13 protein-coding genes, 1 other RNA gene and 1 pseudogene are annotated in these 16,077 nt (G+C 58.7%); 4 read left to right on the top strand and 11 right to left on the bottom strand.

What is annotated here, in order from left to right; translation table 11 throughout:
- Nucleotides 1-104: 104 nt before the first annotated feature.
- Nucleotides 105-932, top strand: coding sequence for a nickel/cobalt efflux protein RcnA (locus NWV12_RS04850; RefSeq protein WP_048978930.1), 828 nt, complete (start codon nucleotides 105-107; stop codon nucleotides 930-932).
- Nucleotides 933-971: 39 nt separating this feature from the next.
- On the opposite strand, the gene NWV12_RS04845 is transcribed toward NWV12_RS04850, so the two are convergent.
- The 3 genes from NWV12_RS04845 to NWV12_RS04835 form a co-directional block, all read right to left on the bottom strand.
- Nucleotides 972-4,061, bottom strand: coding sequence for a beta-galactosidase (locus NWV12_RS04845; protein ID WP_048978931.1), 3,090 nt, complete (start codon nucleotides 4,059-4,061; stop codon nucleotides 972-974).
- Nucleotides 4,062-4,163: 102 nt separating this feature from the next.
- Nucleotides 4,164-5,234, bottom strand: a complete 1,071-nt coding sequence (locus NWV12_RS04840; protein WP_048978932.1) for a LacI family DNA-binding transcriptional regulator — start codon at nucleotides 5,232-5,234, stop codon at nucleotides 4,164-4,166.
- A gap of 77 nt (nucleotides 5,235-5,311) precedes the next feature.
- Nucleotides 5,312-5,923 (bottom strand): YitT family protein, encoded by a 612-nt coding sequence (locus tag NWV12_RS04835; protein ID WP_023334724.1) that lies wholly within the window; start codon nucleotides 5,921-5,923, stop codon nucleotides 5,312-5,314.
- Between the two features lie 86 nt (nucleotides 5,924-6,009).
- Between NWV12_RS04835 and NWV12_RS04830 the strand changes: the two genes are divergently transcribed.
- Nucleotides 6,010-7,431: a PLP-dependent aminotransferase family protein gene (locus tag NWV12_RS04830; RefSeq protein WP_048978933.1), complete on the top strand. Its 1,422-nt coding sequence runs from the start codon at nucleotides 6,010-6,012 to the stop codon at nucleotides 7,429-7,431.
- Between the two features lie 81 nt (nucleotides 7,432-7,512).
- On the opposite strand, the gene NWV12_RS04825 is transcribed toward NWV12_RS04830, so the two are convergent.
- The 3 genes from NWV12_RS04825 to ffs all read right to left on the bottom strand — a co-directional run bounded on the left by NWV12_RS04825 (nucleotide 7,513) and on the right by ffs (nucleotide 8,333).
- Nucleotides 7,513-7,728 carry a hypothetical protein gene (locus tag NWV12_RS04825; protein ID WP_023310588.1) on the bottom strand — a complete coding sequence of 72 codons (216 nt, stop codon included), beginning with the start codon at nucleotides 7,726-7,728 and terminating at the stop codon, nucleotides 7,513-7,515.
- Nucleotides 7,725-7,976, bottom strand: coding sequence for a hypothetical protein (locus tag NWV12_RS04820; RefSeq protein WP_023310587.1), 252 nt, complete (start codon nucleotides 7,974-7,976; stop codon nucleotides 7,725-7,727). The genes NWV12_RS04825 and NWV12_RS04820 overlap by 4 nt, the downstream gene beginning before the upstream one ends.
- Before the next feature lie 260 nt (nucleotides 7,977-8,236).
- Nucleotides 8,237-8,333, bottom strand: an RNA gene (gene ffs / locus NWV12_RS04815) — signal recognition particle sRNA small type.
- Between the two features lie 84 nt (nucleotides 8,334-8,417).
- On the opposite strand from ffs, the pseudogene NWV12_RS04810 reads away from it, so the two are divergent.
- Nucleotides 8,418-8,815: pseudogene (locus tag NWV12_RS04810) on the top strand (MGMT family protein).
- Between the two features lie 33 nt (nucleotides 8,816-8,848).
- On the opposite strand, the gene NWV12_RS04805 reads toward NWV12_RS04810, so the two are convergent.
- The gene (locus NWV12_RS04805) at nucleotides 8,849-9,376 is read right to left on the bottom strand and encodes a YbaY family lipoprotein (protein WP_008503301.1); all 528 of its coding nucleotides are present in this window, start codon (nucleotides 9,374-9,376) and stop codon (nucleotides 8,849-8,851) included.
- 200 nt (nucleotides 9,377-9,576) lie between these two features.
- Here NWV12_RS04805 and tesB point away from each other — a divergent pair, with 200 nt between their 5' ends.
- The gene (tesB, locus tag NWV12_RS04800; RefSeq protein ID WP_039263948.1) at nucleotides 9,577-10,437 is read left to right on the top strand and encodes an acyl-CoA thioesterase II; all 861 of its coding nucleotides are present in this window, start codon (nucleotides 9,577-9,579) and stop codon (nucleotides 10,435-10,437) included.
- A gap of 191 nt (nucleotides 10,438-10,628) precedes the next feature.
- On the opposite strand, the gene amtB is transcribed toward tesB, so the two are convergent.
- The 4 genes from amtB to NWV12_RS04780 all read right to left on the bottom strand — a co-directional run bounded on the left by amtB (nucleotide 10,629) and on the right by NWV12_RS04780 (nucleotide 16,059).
- Nucleotides 10,629-11,918 carry an ammonium transporter AmtB gene (gene amtB, locus NWV12_RS04795; RefSeq protein WP_023310584.1) on the bottom strand — a complete coding sequence of 430 codons (1,290 nt, stop codon included), beginning with the start codon at nucleotides 11,916-11,918 and terminating at the stop codon, nucleotides 10,629-10,631.
- 35 nt (nucleotides 11,919-11,953) lie between these two features.
- Nucleotides 11,954-12,292 (bottom strand): P-II family nitrogen regulator, encoded by a 339-nt coding sequence (gene glnK / locus NWV12_RS04790; RefSeq protein ID WP_008503304.1) that lies wholly within the window; start codon nucleotides 12,290-12,292, stop codon nucleotides 11,954-11,956.
- 220 nt (nucleotides 12,293-12,512) lie between these two features.
- A complete protein-coding gene (locus tag NWV12_RS04785; protein ID WP_101744446.1) occupies nucleotides 12,513-14,294 on the bottom strand; it encodes a SmdB family multidrug efflux ABC transporter permease/ATP-binding protein in 1,782 nt (593 codons plus the stop codon).
- Entirely contained in the window at nucleotides 14,287-16,059 is a 1,773-nt protein-coding gene (locus tag NWV12_RS04780; RefSeq protein ID WP_033144778.1) for a SmdA family multidrug ABC transporter permease/ATP-binding protein, read from the bottom strand. The genes NWV12_RS04785 and NWV12_RS04780 overlap by 8 nt, the downstream gene beginning before the upstream one ends.
- Between the last annotated feature and the right edge of the window lie 18 nt (nucleotides 16,060-16,077).

Raw genomic sequence — 16,077 nt, 5'->3', positions numbered from 1 at the left:
GCATATCACGCTCTACTCCCCCTGAGTATTTTTCTACTGGGGGGTAGTATTGAACTACTGGGGGGGAGTAGTATCTCCGCACGCTTTCCACTCCGGAATTTCCCATGACCGATTTTGCTTCACTCCTTCAGCAGGGCAACGCCTGGCTGTTTGTTCCCAGCGCTATCCTGCTCGGTGCGCTACATGGCCTGGAACCGGGCCATTCAAAAACAATGATGGCCGCCTTTATCGTGGCCATCCGCGGCACGCTGAAACAGGCGGTGCTGCTCGGCCTGGCGGCCACGCTCTCCCATACGGCGGTGGTCTGGCTCGTTGCGATGGCGGGATTATGGTTTGGTCGGGGCTGGGATGCACACACGTCCGAACCCTGGTTCCAGCTGATTTCCGGGGGGCTGATCGTTGCGATCGCCCTGTGGATGGCGTGGCGAACCTGGAAAGAGAGCCAGCCGCACGATCATCATCATCACGACCATGATCACCACCACAATGACCATGACCACCATCATGATCATCACCACCACCACCACGAACACTCGCTGGTTGAAGAAGAGTGGCAGGACGCCCACCAGCGCGCTCACGCGCAGGATATTAACCGGCGCTTCAGCGGTCAAAACGTCACCACCGGCCAGATCGTGATGTTTGGCCTGACCGGCGGGCTTATCCCCTGTCCGGCGTCCATCACCGTGCTGCTGATCTGCCTGCAGCTGAAGCATTTCGCCCTCGGCGCGACGCTGGTGTTCAGCTTCAGCATTGGTCTGGCGTTAACGCTGGTCGCTTCCGGCGCGATTGCGGCCTTAAGCCTCAAGCACGCGACCAAACGCTGGCCCGGGTTTAGCGAATTATCCCGTAAAGCGCCGTGGATCTCCGCTGCGCTGATTACCGTAGTAGGGATTTACATGAGCCTGCATGGCCTGAGCGGCATTCTGGCGTAAGACTGCGGCCACGCTCTGTGGCCGCATCTTCATGGTCAGCTAAGGGTTCTGCTGCCAGCTGAAGGTATAGCGAAGCTGGCGTGTCTGCAGGATGAACTCCGGAGAGACGCTGGGGCTCCAGGAGTCGTCGCCGCCCACGCCCATATGGAACGCATCGAGATTGAGCCAGCATCCCGGCTCTTCGCGCAGCAGATGATGATGGGTTGTCTCACGCAGCTGCTGCTGGCCGTAGCGGCTCACCGAGAAATGGAACCGGCCGTTCAGCTGATGCGTTCCCACCACAAGTTCCCGGGTATCGCAGCGCAAACCATTTTCCGTCGGGAAGATATACGGCGTGTGCATGGCCTCGAGAGGTAATGTCCAGCGACCCTGCTGCGCCGCCAGCTTTCTGTCCGGGTAGTTTTCATGCGGCCCCAGCCCCAGCCAGTGAACGTTTTCCGGCGTTTCGGCAAGATGAACGCTCAGGCCAACGCGCGCGGGTTCAGGGATATCAGACGCAACGTCAATCTGAATATCGCCATGCAGAACGCCACGATCGTCCACCCGCCAGACTTTACGGCTCATGAACAGGGCTTTGCCGCGATACTCAAGCACGTGCTGGGTTGTGACCACCACGTCGCCTGCGTGCTGCCGTGCCTCACAGTGCAGAACGCGCGAGGTGAGTTCATACATGCCCGCCGCTTTCCAGCGTTCAACCCAGGCGTTCGGATCGATCTGCGTCGCTTCACTCACGCCAATGTCGTTGTCCAGCGGCGCGCGGCTGACGTTGTCCGTCAGAGGTGAAAGGAGCGTTTCAACACCATTTCGCCACCATTGGGACAGGTTTCCGGTTACGCGATCGAACTGCCAGCGCTGTTGACGATGGGCGATCTCCAGAATGCGATCGCTTTGCGTTAACACCGGCGGCTCGCCCGCCGGGACTGGCGGAGCAATAAAGAGGGGAGCCGGAAGCGGCCACTGCTCCCACGCGCAGCGATGGTCAGCCGGAGACCACGGCGTTGCCCGCGGCTGACGTACTTCAACGTTCAGCCAGACCTCACCCGGCACGGCTTTCAGCGCCGGCAGGTCAATCTCCAGACGCTGGGTGCCTTCAGGCGCCATCGAGAGCGTCACCTCGCCCGCGGCCAGCACGTCCCCGTCCCGGGCAACCGTCCAGTTCAGCACTTCGTTATCGGTGTGGCGGAACAGGTAGCCGCTTTGCACCTCAATCACCAGCGGAGAAGTGCTGACCTGCGTAAAGGTAAAGAACTGCTGGGCGCGCTGCGCCTCGAACAGCGCCGGGTGCGGCGAGCGATCGGGGAACACCAGCCCGTTAAGACAGAACTGCCGATCGTTCGGCTTATCGCCGAAGTCTCCGCCGTAGGCCCAGAACAAGTTGCCCTTTTCGTCCCGTTTCGTCAGGGCCTGATCGACCCAGTCCCAGACAAACCCACCCTGCAGGCGAGGATGGCTGCGAAACGCTTCCCAGTATTTCGCAAACCCGCCAAAGCTATTTCCCATCGCGTGGGCGTATTCACAGAGGATCAGCGGGCGCGTTTCGTCCGGCATGCCGATCCATTTCTTGATTGACCATTTAGGCACTGCCGGGAAGGGCTGATCCCGATCGACCCGGGCGTACATCGGACAGACAATATCGGTCGCCGCCGTGTTCGCGCCGCCGCCTTCATACTGCACCGGACGCGTAGGATCGGTGGTTTTCAGCCAGCGGTACAGCGCATCGTGATTCGCGCCGTGGCCCGACTCATTGCCCAGAGACCAGATGATAACCGAGGGATGATTACGATCGCGCTGCACCATGCGGGTCACGCGTTCGCTCATGGCGGGCAGCCAGCGCGGATCGTCAGCAAGGCGGCTCATCGGCACCATGCCGTGCGTTTCGATATTGGCTTCGTCAACGACGTACAGCCCGTAGCGGTCGCAAAGCCGGTACCACATGGGATGGTTCGGATAGTGCGAGCAGCGCACGGCGTTGAAGTTGTGCTGCTTCATGATTTCGATATCGCGGCGCATGGTCGCTTCGTCCATCACCTGGCCGTTTTCCGGGTGATGCTCGTGCCGGTTAATCCCGCGGATCAGCAGCGGTTTACCGTTAAGCTTCAGTAGGCCATTGCCGATCTCAACGCGGCGGAAGCCCACGTCACACGCCTCAACCTCCAGCACCTCACCCTGCGGGTTAAGAAGCGCAATCGTCAGGCGATACAGTTCTGGCGTTTCAGCGCTCCAGAGCGCGGGCTGGTCAACAGGGATCGCCGCCGTTAGCCGCTCTGCCCAGCTGCCGCGCTCGTCGACGATGGCAGATCCTGGACGCCGGGAAACGCTGGCGCATTTTTCACCCGTGCGCCACAGGGTCATGACCACCTCGCAGTCTGCAAAGCCAGCGCCTGCCAGCGCGACATCCACCTTCAGCACCGCGCGGTCCAGCTCCGCATTCAGATCCGTCACCACGTGATAATCGGCAATCTGCGTCTCGGGTTTATGCAGCAGCGCCACATCGCGGAAGATGCCGCTCATGCGCCACATGTCCTGATCTTCCAGATAGCTGCCGTCGCACCAGCGCAATACCATGACCGCCAGCCGGTTCTGCCCGGGGCGCAAGGCCGCCGAGAGGTCAAATTCGGCGGGCAATCGGCTGTCCTGGGAATAGCCCATCCACTGCCCGTTGCACCAGAGATGGAACGCCGAGTTCACGCCGTCGAAGATGATGCGGGTCTGCCCGCTTCGAAGCCAGGCGTCATCCACCTCAAATGTGAGCGAGTAACAACCGGTCGGGTTTTCCTGCGGCACGAAAGGCGGGTTAACGGGAATAGGATAGGTGACATTGGTATAGATGGGCGTGTCGAACCCCTGCATCTGCCAGTTAGACGGCACGGGCATCGCAACGGCATCCGCGCAATCTTCGGTTACCCATGCCTGAGGAACCCGTTCCGGCGCGGTAAAGAAGCTAAACTGCCACACTCCGTTCAGATAGTGCCTGCTGGTCGATCCAGCGTCCTCTCTGGCAGAGGGCTCATTGCGCCAGCTGTGTAACGGCGCGTGTGCGGCCAGACGGTTCCACTGGGTGACGCCAGGATTTTCCCAGTCCCGACGGGCCAGAATGGCGCTGAGGGTCAGCGGTGAAGTGGTGGACATAGTAATCTCTTTGCGAAGCGCTCACAATTTTGGTTAACATGCCCTGGCACCCGACAACGGTAAAGCGTTCAATCGCGGGGTAGCGAGTCCGATCACAAAGTTTTATTTGCGGGCAATCTGCTCGGCAAGGAGTGCCAGGCTTCTGAGCTGCTGCGCCAGATCCTCGCGTTCGGCCTGCTTCGGATTGCGGCGCGCGCTGGAATGACGGGTAACCAGCGTCACCGGCAGCTGAACCTGCCGGCACGCTTCGCCCCCGGAAGGTGCCAGCAGCCACTCCACGCTGCGTTCGCCCGCCTCGCGAAACGCCTGACGAATGGTTGCCAGCGGCGGGGAAAACCAGGCGCTGTCAGCGGTATCGTCAAACCCAACCACCGAAAGCTGGCCAGGGATCGCGATCCCTTTTTCCGCGCAGGCGCGCATCACCCCGAGCGCCATCTGATCGTTCGCCACCAGAATCGCGTCCGGTAATGCCGCACCCGACAGCAGCACGTGTCCCTTCTCATAACCGCTGGCCGCGCTCCAGTCACCGTAGGCCACAGCCGTCGCGTTAAGACCCGCCAGCGCCAGCGTCGCTTTCCAGCCCGCCAGGCGCGCCCGCGCAGAGACCGAGCTTTCCGGCCCGCTCAGCAGGGCAATGCGCTGATGCCCCAGAGAAAGCAGATGCTCAACGCCCAGACGCGCCCCCTGCTCCGCGTTAAACACGAGGCTGTTTACCCGCGCTGAGGGCGCCACATCGAGGAACAGCACCGGGACGGGCGACGCCAGCGCCCCGAGCTCTTCGGCGAGCGGATCGTCAAGCGGCACATTCACCAGCAGCGCGTCCACCCGCTGTGCCAGCAGCGCCTGAAGCGCGGCCTGACACTGCTGGGGTTGCTCTACCATGGAGATAAGGACGCTCGCCCCCTGTTCCGCCGCACGCGATTTGACCGCCGACACAATTTGCGAAGGCGCGTGCAGGGCCAGATCGGTGGTGATGAGGCCCAGCGTACGGGTGCGTTTCCCCGCCAGCTGCTGCGCCCGAAGGTTAGGAACGTAGTGCAGCTCCGCCATCGCCTGCTGCACCTTTTCTCGCGTGCGGGCAGACACATGTTCCGCGTCGTTAATGACGCGGGAAACGGTCTGATAAGAAACCCCCGCAAGGAGGGCGACATCATAGAGAGTGATTGCTTTCATGCTTTCTGGCATCGCGATTTTCGAAGCGTCTATTCTGGCACAGCGACGCCGTTAAAACATGTGAGCGCTTCGCAAAATTAAACAACCCGCTCCGGCTGGGGAATTTCCGCAATGCGTGGCTTCTGGCGGAACCAGGGCAGACAGAGCTGGATAAGCGGGCCAATGGTCAGGGCATACAGTACGGTTCCCACCCCAAACGTGCCGCCAAGCACGCACCCAATCAGCAGAACGGACACCTCAATTGAGGTACGCACGCTGCGAATGGACCACCCCAGCCGGGCGTGAATGCCGGTCATCAGGCCGTCGCGCGGGCCTGGTCCGAAACCGGCCCCGATGTACATGCTGGTCGCAATCGCATTCATCACGATGCCCGACACCAGGAAAGCAATTCGAACGGGTAACGAATCCAGCTCCGGGATAAGCGCCATGCTGGCGTCCGCCGCCAGACCGATACAAATCACGTTGCTGATCGTGCCAAGCCCCGGCATCTGGCGCAGCGGGATCCACAGCAGCAGCACCGCAGCGCCGACTAAAATGATCACCGTCCCGATAGTCATCCCCAGCTGCATCCCCACCCCGAGGTGAAAAACATCCCAGGGATCGACCCCCAAATCGGAACGAATAAACATTGCGGTGGAAAGGCCATACAGTCCTAAACCGACATAGAGTTGTAGCAGACGACGTACCATTTTTATCTTCTCCAGTGAACCAGGCTTTCATCCTGACCTAAAATGGCACTATGATTAATGTCCAGTTTTCAAATAGTGGACTGCATATGTCATCACGTCGCTTCGGAAGCCAGTCTCTGGTACGCCTTTTAGGCCACTGGCAGCAAGCCTCATCCCGCACCCCGCTCTGGCGACAGCTGGCCGACGCGCTGCGTTTGTTAATTCTTGATGGGCGTCTGGCACTGAATACGCGGCTGCCGGGCGAGCGTGAGCTGGCCACGGCGCTGGACGTGAGCCGAACCACCATCAGCAGCGCGCTCGCCCACCTGCGTGAAGAGGGGTACCTTGAAAGCCGCCACGGCAGCGGGTCGCGGGTCATTCTCCCGGACACACGCGCCGTTCCCACCCTTTCCGCGGCGAGCGCCGCACTGGATCTCTCCACTGCCGCCCTGAATGCCGGGCCGGAGATCCATCAGGCTTATGCCCATGCGCTCACGGCCATTACCCCGCATCTCTCGCTGACGGGCTACGATCAGCTGGGGCTACCGACGCTGCGGGAGGCCATCGCTGCGCGCTATACCGCGCGGGGTCTTCCCACCCGCGCAGATGAAGTGATGGTGGTTAATGGCGCCGTCAGCGGCTTTGCGCTGATACTGCGGATGATGACCGGGCCGGGGGACCGCGTCGTGGTCGATCATCCCACCTATCCGCTGGCGATTGCCGCCATTCAGGGGGCGCAGTGTCGGCCAGTCGGGGTGTCGCTGCCGGAAACCGGCTGGGATACGGATGGCTTTGCCGCAACGCTTGCCCAGACGGCGCCGCGCCTGGCCTATCTGATGCCAGATTTTCATAATCCGACCGGGCGCTGTATGGATATCGCCACCCGTCAGGCCATCACGGATATTGCAGCCCAAACCCGCACGGCGCTGGTGGTGGATGAAACGATGGTGGATCTCTGGTTTGATGCGCCTCCCCCGCCACCGCTGGCCGCCTTTAACCCGCAGGCCACCGTCATCACCTTAGGCTCTGCCGGAAAAAGCTTCTGGGGCGGGCTGCGTCTCGGCTGGATCCGCGCCTCATCGCGCACCATCGCCACCCTTGCCCAGACGCGGGATACTCTGGATTTAGGCTCGCCGCTGCTCGAACAGCTGGCAATGCAGTGGCTCATTAACAACAGCGAGACGTTTCTGCCCGCACGCCGGAAGATGCTGGCGGAACGGCGCGATCGATGCGGTGACCTGCTGCGCGAACATTTCCCGGAGTGGAAATTCCACGAGGCGGAAGGCGGGCTCTCTTACTGGATAGAGCTTCCGGGCATGCTGGCGACACAGCTTGCCGCGCGGGCAGAAATAATCGGGATTAACCTGGGAACCGGGACGCGATTTGGTTTATCGGGGGCGTTTGATCGCTATTTACGGATGCCCTTCTCGCTCGAATCGACAGAGCTTGAGCAGGCGTTGCTGAGGATCAAACCGTTATGGCTCGCCCTGAATAAAAACGTGCCATCGTTAAAACGCAGCGTGATCTAATATTAAAATATTTGAAGCAGATCATAAAATAAAAACTGCTGACTGTAATATATGCAGTCAGCAGTTTTCACTGGTCAGGGTTTAATGTTGAGGAGGAATAGGAAAGCCTTTTAGTGAAATAACGAAGTTATCACCGTCTTTCTTTATTTTTGCACCGGTATCACACCAGTCAGACGCAATACGAAAGAACTCATCGCTTCCAACATTCCAGCCAAGACGTACATGCTTCACGTAGCCTGAACGCAACAAATCGCAGGCCTCGTTGTAGTCACTGGCGGTTGACAGTTGTTGTTTCATTTTCTCTTCTTCAGAAGTTTACGTAGAGCCTTGATTTCTTTAGGAGTAAAAGGAGAAACACTCTCTTCTTCCGTATGCTGATTATCAATATCCTCTTCCGATACTCCCGCCTCTTCTACTGCTTCGAACGCCAGCAGCAGCAGTTTCTCTGTCGTCACGCTTAAATTCTCGTTATTGACTTCCGCATAGTGGCGAAGCCTTTCTTTTAGCGCGTCATCAATCTTAACGTTTAATACCGCTGTAGCCATGTTTGTCACTTCCCTTCGGAATAAGTACTTTATTTAATACACGAACTTAACAATGTTATCCAGATATATATTTTTTTGAGTTATGGAACAAAATAACCGTCCGATTATAAAATGACAGTCTATTATTACAGGTTTATGACAATAATATTTCAGTGCAATGAAATATATATTACACGATACAGGCGTAGTTTTATTGTGGAGTAATGCTTTGAGGGAGAGGTGAAGCTGAAGAATCTTATGAGGCTACAAATGGGTGGGGGCCCTGCCAGCTACATCCCGGCACACACGTCGTCTGCCCTGGCTGCTTCCTTCCGGACCTGACCTGGTGAACAGAGTAGCGTTGCGGGAGAACCAACAGAGCCCCCATTGAGAGCGTTGATAACCAACGCGCTGGCGCATTATCCCTGTGCTAAAGCCCAATTGCAAGCGACCAGCAACCGGATGCTGGTTTCTTGCGCAAACAGGCGCAGCAATCATGAAGATCTTCGTTTACCATAGCTTTCCAGAAACTCCCCACAGGTAAAGGTATGGACGAACACGACTCCTTTCCACAGCGCGTATGGCAAATCGTGGCCTCAATCCCGGAAGGCTACGTCACCACCTATGGTGATGTCGCGCGTCTGGCCGGTTCCCCGCGCGCGGCGCGACAGGTTGGCGGCGTCCTGAAACGGCTGCCGGAAGGCAGTACGCTGCCCTGGCATCGGGTGGTGAACCGTCATGGCGCCATTTCACTCACCGGGCCGGATCTTCAGCGTCAGCGTCAGGCATTACTTTCAGAGGGTGTGCAGGTGTCAGGGTCGGGTCAGATCGATTTGCAGAAGTTTCGCTGGGTGTATTGACCCCTCTCCCGGAGGAGAGGGGAAATGCAGAAATTACATCTGAGTCGGTGGAGTTGGCAGAGACGGCTGATTGGTCTGCGGTGCGACCGGCACTTCGGTCTGCTGCACCGGCACCAGGTTCAGATCGATTTTTGTCCCACCGTTGTTGATCGCTTCCTGGACCGTATCGGTGATAAAGACCAGCTTGCCGTTGATGGTTACCGCTGCGCTCAGCAGGATACGGGCGTTAGGCTGCACGTCCGACGGGTTATACGGCAATACGAAGCTAAACGGCGCCTGCTTGCCTTCAGTACGAACGGCACGCTGGGCAACGACTTTCGACGGCGCGTCGGCCAGAGAAGCATCAGACAGCGTTACGGTTAATACCGCATCCGGCGGCAACGCCACTTTCTGTTTAATCCAGATGGTACCGGAAACATTAGGCTGCTGAATGGATTGCTGTGAAAGGGTATTAATCCCGTTCGGGTCGGCTGCTGGTACTGGCACTTGGGCGCTTTTACCGGCACAGGCGGACAACGCCACCGCAATAGCTACACCACTTAGCATGGGCACGAGTTTCATTGAAGTCTCCTTATCAATGCACCAGCGGGATCGATCCCATCCGATGTCGTTTCAATCACATAACGTATTCAAGTGTGGCACAGATCACCGATTTATGCCTGAAAACGTGCCGATATTCAGATTATTCTACCCATCGGACCACTTTCATTTCTGCGTTATACTCTGCCTATCTTTCGCTACGGCGTTTATTGAGGACAACTATGAGTCAGGCACTGAACAATCTGCTGACATTACTGAATCTGGAAAAAATTGAGGAAGGACTCTTTCGCGGACAGAGCGAAGATCTCGGCTTACGCCAGGTCTTCGGGGGGCAAGTCGTTGGACAAGCTCTGTACGCAGCAAAGGAGACTGTCCCGGCAGACCGTCTGGTGCATTCATTCCACAGCTACTTCTTACGCCCTGGCGATAGCGCAAAACCGATTGTGTATGACGTTGAAGTCCTGCGAGACGGCAACAGCTTCAGCGCGCGCCGCGTAGCAGCCATTCAAAACGGCAAGCCGATCTTTTACATGACCGCCTCTTTCCAGGCGCCGGAACCCGGCTATGAGCATCAAAAAGTGATGCCCCCGGCTCCGTCGCCCGACTCTTTAAAATCAGAGACGGATATCGCCCGCGCGCTGGCGCATCTGCTTCCGCCGCAGGTCAAAGAGAAGTTTCTCTGCGATAAGCCGCTGGAGATCCGCCCGGTTGAGTTCCACAACCCGATGAAAGGCCATGCCGCCGAGCCGAAACGCCAGGTCTGGATCCGTGCCAACGGGACCGTGCCGGAAGATTTCCGCGTGCATCAGTATCTGCTCGGCTATGCGTCAGATTTCAACTTCCTGCCGGTGGCGCTGCAGCCGCACGGGGTTGGTTTCCTGGAAAAAGGGATGCAGGTCGCGACGATCGATCACTCCATGTGGTTCCACCGCCCGTTCAACATGAATGAGTGGCTGCTTTACAGCGTGGAGAGTACGTCAGCGTCGAGCGCGCGCGGGTTTGTGCGCGGGGAATTTTATACTCAGGACGGCGTGCTGGTCGCGTCTACGGTGCAGGAAGGGGTGATGCGTAATCGCGGGTGATTGTGTGCGGCCTGATGACCTCACCCTGACCCTCTCCCACGGGGAGAGGGGATACACATTAAAAACGGCAACCAAAGGTTGCCGTTTTGCTTTTGCCTTGTACGGCCTGATGCCCTCACCCTGACCCTCTCCCACGGGGAGAGGGAATACACATTAAAAACGGCAACCAAAGGTTGCCGTTTTGCTGTTTATTATGCGTTATACGCATTCTCGCCGTGGCTGTTGACGTCCAGACCTTCGCGCTCCTGCTCTTCCGGTACGCGCAGACCCACCGTCATATCCGCCAGCTTATAGCCAATGAAGGCCACAACGGCAGACCAGACAACGGTGATTGCAATACTTTCCAGCTGCACCAGCACCTGATGAACCATGGTCACGCCTTCTGCGTAGCCCACGCCACCGAGCGACTTCGCGGCAAAGATACCGGTCATGATACAACCTACGATGCCGCACACGCCGTGCACGCCAAACACATCGCATGGGTCATCAACGCGCAGCACACGTTTCAGTGCGGTCACGCCCCACAGACCCGCCAGACCGGACACCAGGCCGACCAGCAGCGCGCCACCCACGCCGACATAACCACACGCTGGCGTAATGCCAACCAGACCGGCAATGGCACCCGAACAGGCACCCAGCAGAGAAGGTTTGCCGCGTACCGCCCACTCGCCAAACACCCAGGAGAGGATTGCACCCGCCGTCGCCACAACGGTGTTCACGAAGGCCAGCGCGGCGATTTCGTTTGCAGCACTTGCCGAGCCGGCGTTGAAGCCAAACCAGCCAAAGTAGAGGATAGCCGTACCGGTAAACACCATCGGCAGGTTGTGCGGTTTGAACGCTTCTTTACCGAAGCCCACGCGTTTACCAATCAGGTAGGCACCCACCAGACCCGCTACCGCGGCGTTGATGTGTACAACGGTACCGCCCGCGAAGTCCAGCGCGCCGTGCGTTGCCAGCAGACCGCCACCCCAGACCATGTGCGCAATCGGCACATAGGAGAGCGTCATCCAGACCACCACGAAGATCAGCACGGCAGAGAAACGAATACGCTCGGCGAGCGCGCCCACAATCAGCCCGACGGTAATACAGGCGAAGGAGCCCTGGAACGCAACGTGGATGTACTGATAGAAACTGCCCATCAGCGCGGTCAGCTCAATATTTTTCAGCATCACCCAGTCGAAGTTACCAAAGAACGCGTTGCCCGTACCGAACGCCAGCGAGTAACCGTAAACCACCCACAGGACGCAGACCAGTGCGAACGTCACGGCAACCTGCGTCAGCATGGAGAGAACGTTTTTGCCACGGATCAGGCCGCCGTAGAACAGCGCAATGCCCGGAATTGACATGAACAGCACCAGCGCGGTGCTGATCATCATAAAGGCGTTATCGGCTTTGTCGACCACCGCAGGGGTAGCAGCCAGCGCCAGGCCCGGCAGCAGAGCCAGCGAACCCAGACCCGTTTTAAGTGTTGCTATCTTCATTTTCTCGATCCCTATCACTGTGTGCCAGGCGTTATTTACAATGCCGCTTCGTCAGATTCGCCGGTACGGATGCGAATGACGCGCTGCAGTTCGGCAACGAAAATTTTGCCGTCGCCAATTTTGCCGGTATAGGCCGCTTTGCTAATGACATCAATGACTTCATCAAGCTGATCGTCAGCAATCGCGACATCAATTTTTACTTTTGGCAGAAAGTTAACGCTGTATTCCGCCCCGCGATAAAGCTCGGCATGACCCTTCTGACGACCAAAGCCTTTCACTTCGGTGACAGTCAGTCCCTGAATACCCATGGAAGACAACGCTTCACGCACGTCTTCGAGTTTGAATGGTTTGATTACAACCGTAACCAGCTTCATAGATCCCCTCCAGTCAGAATTCGGTAATGGCCGCAGCTTACGCAGAAGGTATTGCAAGGGGTGTGCCAGAAATGAAAACGAGGGGGAACGGCGGCGCACAGAGCATTACGCGGCCGTAATAATCAAACAGGCGAAAAAAAACGCACCATGCCGGTGCAGGGTGCGTTTCAGTTTTGCACCAACAGGAATGACTGTTAGCGCGTCGCCTCATTTTGGTGCATCAGGCGCTAAGCGACTCTTCATCACGCACGCTGGCCGCCAGCTCCTCGCCCGCCAGCTGCAGCTGGTACATCTGCCAGTAGCGCCCTTTTGCTTCCAGCAGTTCACGGTGCGTACCGCGTTCAACGGCCTGTCCGCGATGTAGCACCAGAATAGTGTCTGCTTCGACGATGGTGGAAAGACGGTGGGCAATCACCACCAGCGTCGTATGGTCGCGTACGGCGGCCAGCGCCTGCTGGATGGCCTGCTCGGTACCGGAGTCAATACTGGCCGTCGCTTCATCCAGAATCAGTATCTGCGGCGTTTCAATCAGCACCCGCGCCAGCGCCAGGAGCTGCTTTTGCCCGACGGAGAGATTGTTCCCCTGCTCGCCCAGTTTGGTATTGATCCCATCGCTAAACCCGCGCGCCAGCTCTGCCAGCTGCACTTTCTCCAGCACGTCCCAGACCTGCTCCTGGGAGTAGTCTCGCCCCAGGGTCACGTTGGCATAGAAGGTATCGGCCAGCACGACCGGATCCTGCTGCACCATCGCGACGCCTTTACGCAACACGGTGTGGCTGAGAGACGCAAGCGGGCGCCCGTCGAGGCGGATTTCGCCGTGCGTGACCGGGTAATAGCCCATCAACAGGCTGGCAAGCGTGCTCTTACCGCTGCCGGTATGCCCCACCAGCGCCACGAAACCGCGCGACGGAACGTCAAGCGTGATGTCCTGCAGCACCAGCCTGTCTTCGCGATAGGCAAACGAGACGTTATCAAAGGCGATAGTCCCGCTTTGCAGAGGTCGCTCGTCATTGCCGTAGGCCTGGCGCGGCCTGTCCATCAGCTCAAACACGCGCTCACCGGCGACAACCGCCTGCTGCAGCATCGATTGCTGGGTGGTAAGCTCGATCAACGGTTCGTTAAGGCGCCCCAGATAGCTAATAAACGCGTACAGCACGCCCACTTCAATCGTACCGTTTGAGCTCAGCCCGAAGAGCATCAGCAGCCCGCAAAGCACCAGCGCCGAGAAAAGGCTCAGCAGCGGACGCAGCAGGAAACCATCAAGCCGCAGCGTCTGCATACGCGCCATGTAGTGCGAACGGCTGGCTTCCCCCATGCGTTCGCCAAAGCGCGCCTGCTGGCGGAACTGCTGGATGACGCTCATGCCGTTGATCACTTCGTTGAAGCCATCGTTAATGTCGGCCAGATACGCGCGCACCCGACGCACAATCGGCGTGCTGTAGCGCTGGTAAATGACCATGACAATCAGCACCGCCGGGAAGATGGTGATCGCCACCAGCGCCATGCGCCAGTCGAGGCTGAACATCGCCACCAGCATCGCGCCAATCAGCGCCGCGCTGCGTAACACCGTCGCGACCACGGTAACGTACAGATCGCGGATCACCTCGGTATCGTTGGTCACGCGCGAAATCACCTGCCCGACCGGCTGGATGTCAAACTCGCTGAGCGGCTGGCGAAGCGCCGCGTCCATCACATCCGTACGCAGCTGCTGAACAACGCCCACGGCTGCGCGGTTAAACAGCAGCGACTGCGCATAGTGCAGCCCTGCCGCCGCCAGCTGCAGGCCAACGTAGGCCACGCCTAAGCCCGCCACCAGCCCCAGCGGAAGGTAGCTTTTCGCGACCATGTTGTCGATAAAATAGCTGATGAGCAGCGGACCGCTCACTTCAGTAATCGCCGCTATCCAGAGTAGAAGCACGGCCACGGAGAGCGGTTTACGCCACGGCGAGCCGTAGGCCAGCAGACGTTTGAGCGTTGGCCACATCGTTCCGAGCTTACGCATTGGCGGCCTCCTCATCCTGCTCCGGCGCATCGTCCAGCGCCGCCTCAAGCTGTTGATAGCGGTACATATCGCGATACCAGCCCGGCTGCTCGGCAAGCGTTTCATGCTGCCCGCGCTGGGCAATGTGCCCGTGCTGTAAGACCACAATTTCGCTGGCTTCGGTGAGCGCAGACAAACGGTGGGCGCTGATTATCACCGTGCGCCCGTCGCCCCACTGGCGCAGGTTATGCAGAATTTGATGCTCGGTACGGCCGTCCACGGCGGAAAGCGCATCATCCAGGATCAGAATTTCAGCATTCAGCAGCAGCGCGCGGGCAATCGATATACGCTGCTTTTGCCCGCCGGACAGCATAACGCCGCGTTCCCCGACTTCCGTTTCGTACCCCTGCGGCAGACGCAAAATATCATCATGAACGCTGGCCAGACGCGCCACATGTTCAATCTCTTCCTGCGTCGCCCCGGGGCGTCCCAGGGCAATGTTGTTTGCCACGGTGTCCGAAAATAAAAACGGCGTCTGGCTGACGACCGCCAGTCGACCGCGCCACTCGTCCAGCAGCAGTCTGGTCAGGGGGATATCGTGAAAGCGGATATCGCCCTCGGTGACGTCAAAGTGGCGCTGAAGCAGAGAGAGCACGGTACTTTTGCCGGATCCCGTCGGGCCGCAGATCCCCAGCATCTGGCCCGGCTGAAGCGTAAAGCTGACGTTCTCCAGCACCGGATGCTCCGTATGCGGATAGACAAACTTGCGGACGTCGACGGTCATGACGCCGCGCCCTTCCGGTACGGCCTCGCTACCGTCGATGACCACCGGTGCTTCGGCCAGCATGGCGCGAATGCGGCTGTAGGCAGCGCTGCCGCGCTCCACGATGTTAAACATCCAGGCCAGCGCCAGCATCGGCCAGATCATGAGCCCCAGATACATCGCAAAGCTGGTCAATTGCCCCAGGGTAAGCGTGCCCTGCACCACCATCCAGCTTCCGCCGCCAATCGCCAGCATATTTGCCATGCCGATTGCGATATAAATCGTCGGGTCAAAACGGGCGTCGATACGCGCGACGCGCATGTTTTTCGCCCCCGTGTCTGCCGCATCGGCGGCAAACAGCGCAGACTGACGGTCTTCCAGGCCAAACGCTTTGATCATGCGGATGCTGGTCATGCTCTCCTGGGTGCGATCGTTCAGAGACGAAAACGCCGCCTGCGCCAGCTTGAAGCGCTCGTGCAGCTGTTCGCCATAGCGATTGATCGCCAGCGCCATGATCGGCATCGGCAGCAGGGCGAGCAGGGTCAGCTGCCAGCTGATCTGCGTGGACATCACGATCAGCACCGCACAGCCCATCACCAGCGAGTCCACCAGCGTCAGCACTCCTTCCCCGGCGGCAAAGACCACGCGATCGACGTCGTTCGTCGCGCGGGCGATGAGATCCCCGGTGCGATGACGAAGATAAAATTCGGGATGCTGTCGGCTCAGCTGGCGGTAAAAATCTTCACGTAGCTCAACGGCCAGCTGATAGGACGCACCAAACAGCAGCACGCGCCAGACGTAGCGCAGCAGATAAACAATGACCGCCGTCAGCACCAGCGTGCCGACCCACATCAACACCCGTGCGGTGGTGTAATGCTGCTCGGTGACGCCATCCACGACGTACCCCACCACTTTCGGCGGGATCAGCTGCAGGATGGCAATAATAATAAGCAGGGCGACTGCACCGAGGTAGCGTTGCCACTCCCGACGAAAGTACCAGCTTAGTTGGGCAAATAATCGCACGCGGTTTGTTCCTGAAGG

Origin of the sequence: Enterobacter sp. Crenshaw (assembly GCF_024734705.1) — a bacterium.
GTDB classification, from domain to species: domain Bacteria; phylum Pseudomonadota; class Gammaproteobacteria; order Enterobacterales; family Enterobacteriaceae; genus Enterobacter; species Enterobacter asburiae_B.
This window is presented reverse-complemented; position numbering and strand designations above follow the sequence as displayed.

Bases quoted from the DNA above. Each gene is read 5' to 3' on its own strand.
- amtB (WP_023310584.1), bottom strand. From the start codon at position 11,918: ATGAAGATAGCAACACTTAAAACGGGTCTGGGTTCGCTGGCTCTGCTG.
- tesB (WP_039263948.1), top strand. From the start codon at position 9,577: ATGAGTCAGGCACTGAACAATCTGCTGACATTACTGAATCTGGAAAAA.
- NWV12_RS04850 (WP_048978930.1), top strand. From the start codon at position 105: ATGACCGATTTTGCTTCACTCCTTCAGCAGGGCAACGCCTGGCTGTTT.
- NWV12_RS04825 (WP_023310588.1), bottom strand. From the start codon at position 7,728: ATGAAACAACAACTGTCAACCGCCAGTGACTACAACGAGGCCTGCGAT.
- NWV12_RS04840 (WP_048978932.1), bottom strand. From the start codon at position 5,234: ATGAAAGCAATCACTCTCTATGATGTCGCCCTCCTTGCGGGGGTTTCT.
- NWV12_RS04845 (WP_048978931.1), bottom strand. From the start codon at position 4,061: ATGTCCACCACTTCACCGCTGACCCTCAGCGCCATTCTGGCCCGTCGG.
- NWV12_RS04835 (WP_023334724.1), bottom strand. From the start codon at position 5,923: ATGGTACGTCGTCTGCTACAACTCTATGTCGGTTTAGGACTGTATGGC.
- NWV12_RS04830 (WP_048978933.1), top strand. From the start codon at position 6,010: ATGTCATCACGTCGCTTCGGAAGCCAGTCTCTGGTACGCCTTTTAGGC.
- NWV12_RS04805 (WP_008503301.1), bottom strand. From the start codon at position 9,376: ATGAAACTCGTGCCCATGCTAAGTGGTGTAGCTATTGCGGTGGCGTTG.
- NWV12_RS04820 (WP_023310587.1), bottom strand. From the start codon at position 7,976: ATGGCTACAGCGGTATTAAACGTTAAGATTGATGACGCGCTAAAAGAA.
- NWV12_RS04785 (WP_101744446.1), bottom strand. From the start codon at position 14,294: ATGCGTAAGCTCGGAACGATGTGGCCAACGCTCAAACGTCTGCTGGCC.
- glnK (WP_008503304.1), bottom strand. From the start codon at position 12,292: ATGAAGCTGGTTACGGTTGTAATCAAACCATTCAAACTCGAAGACGTG.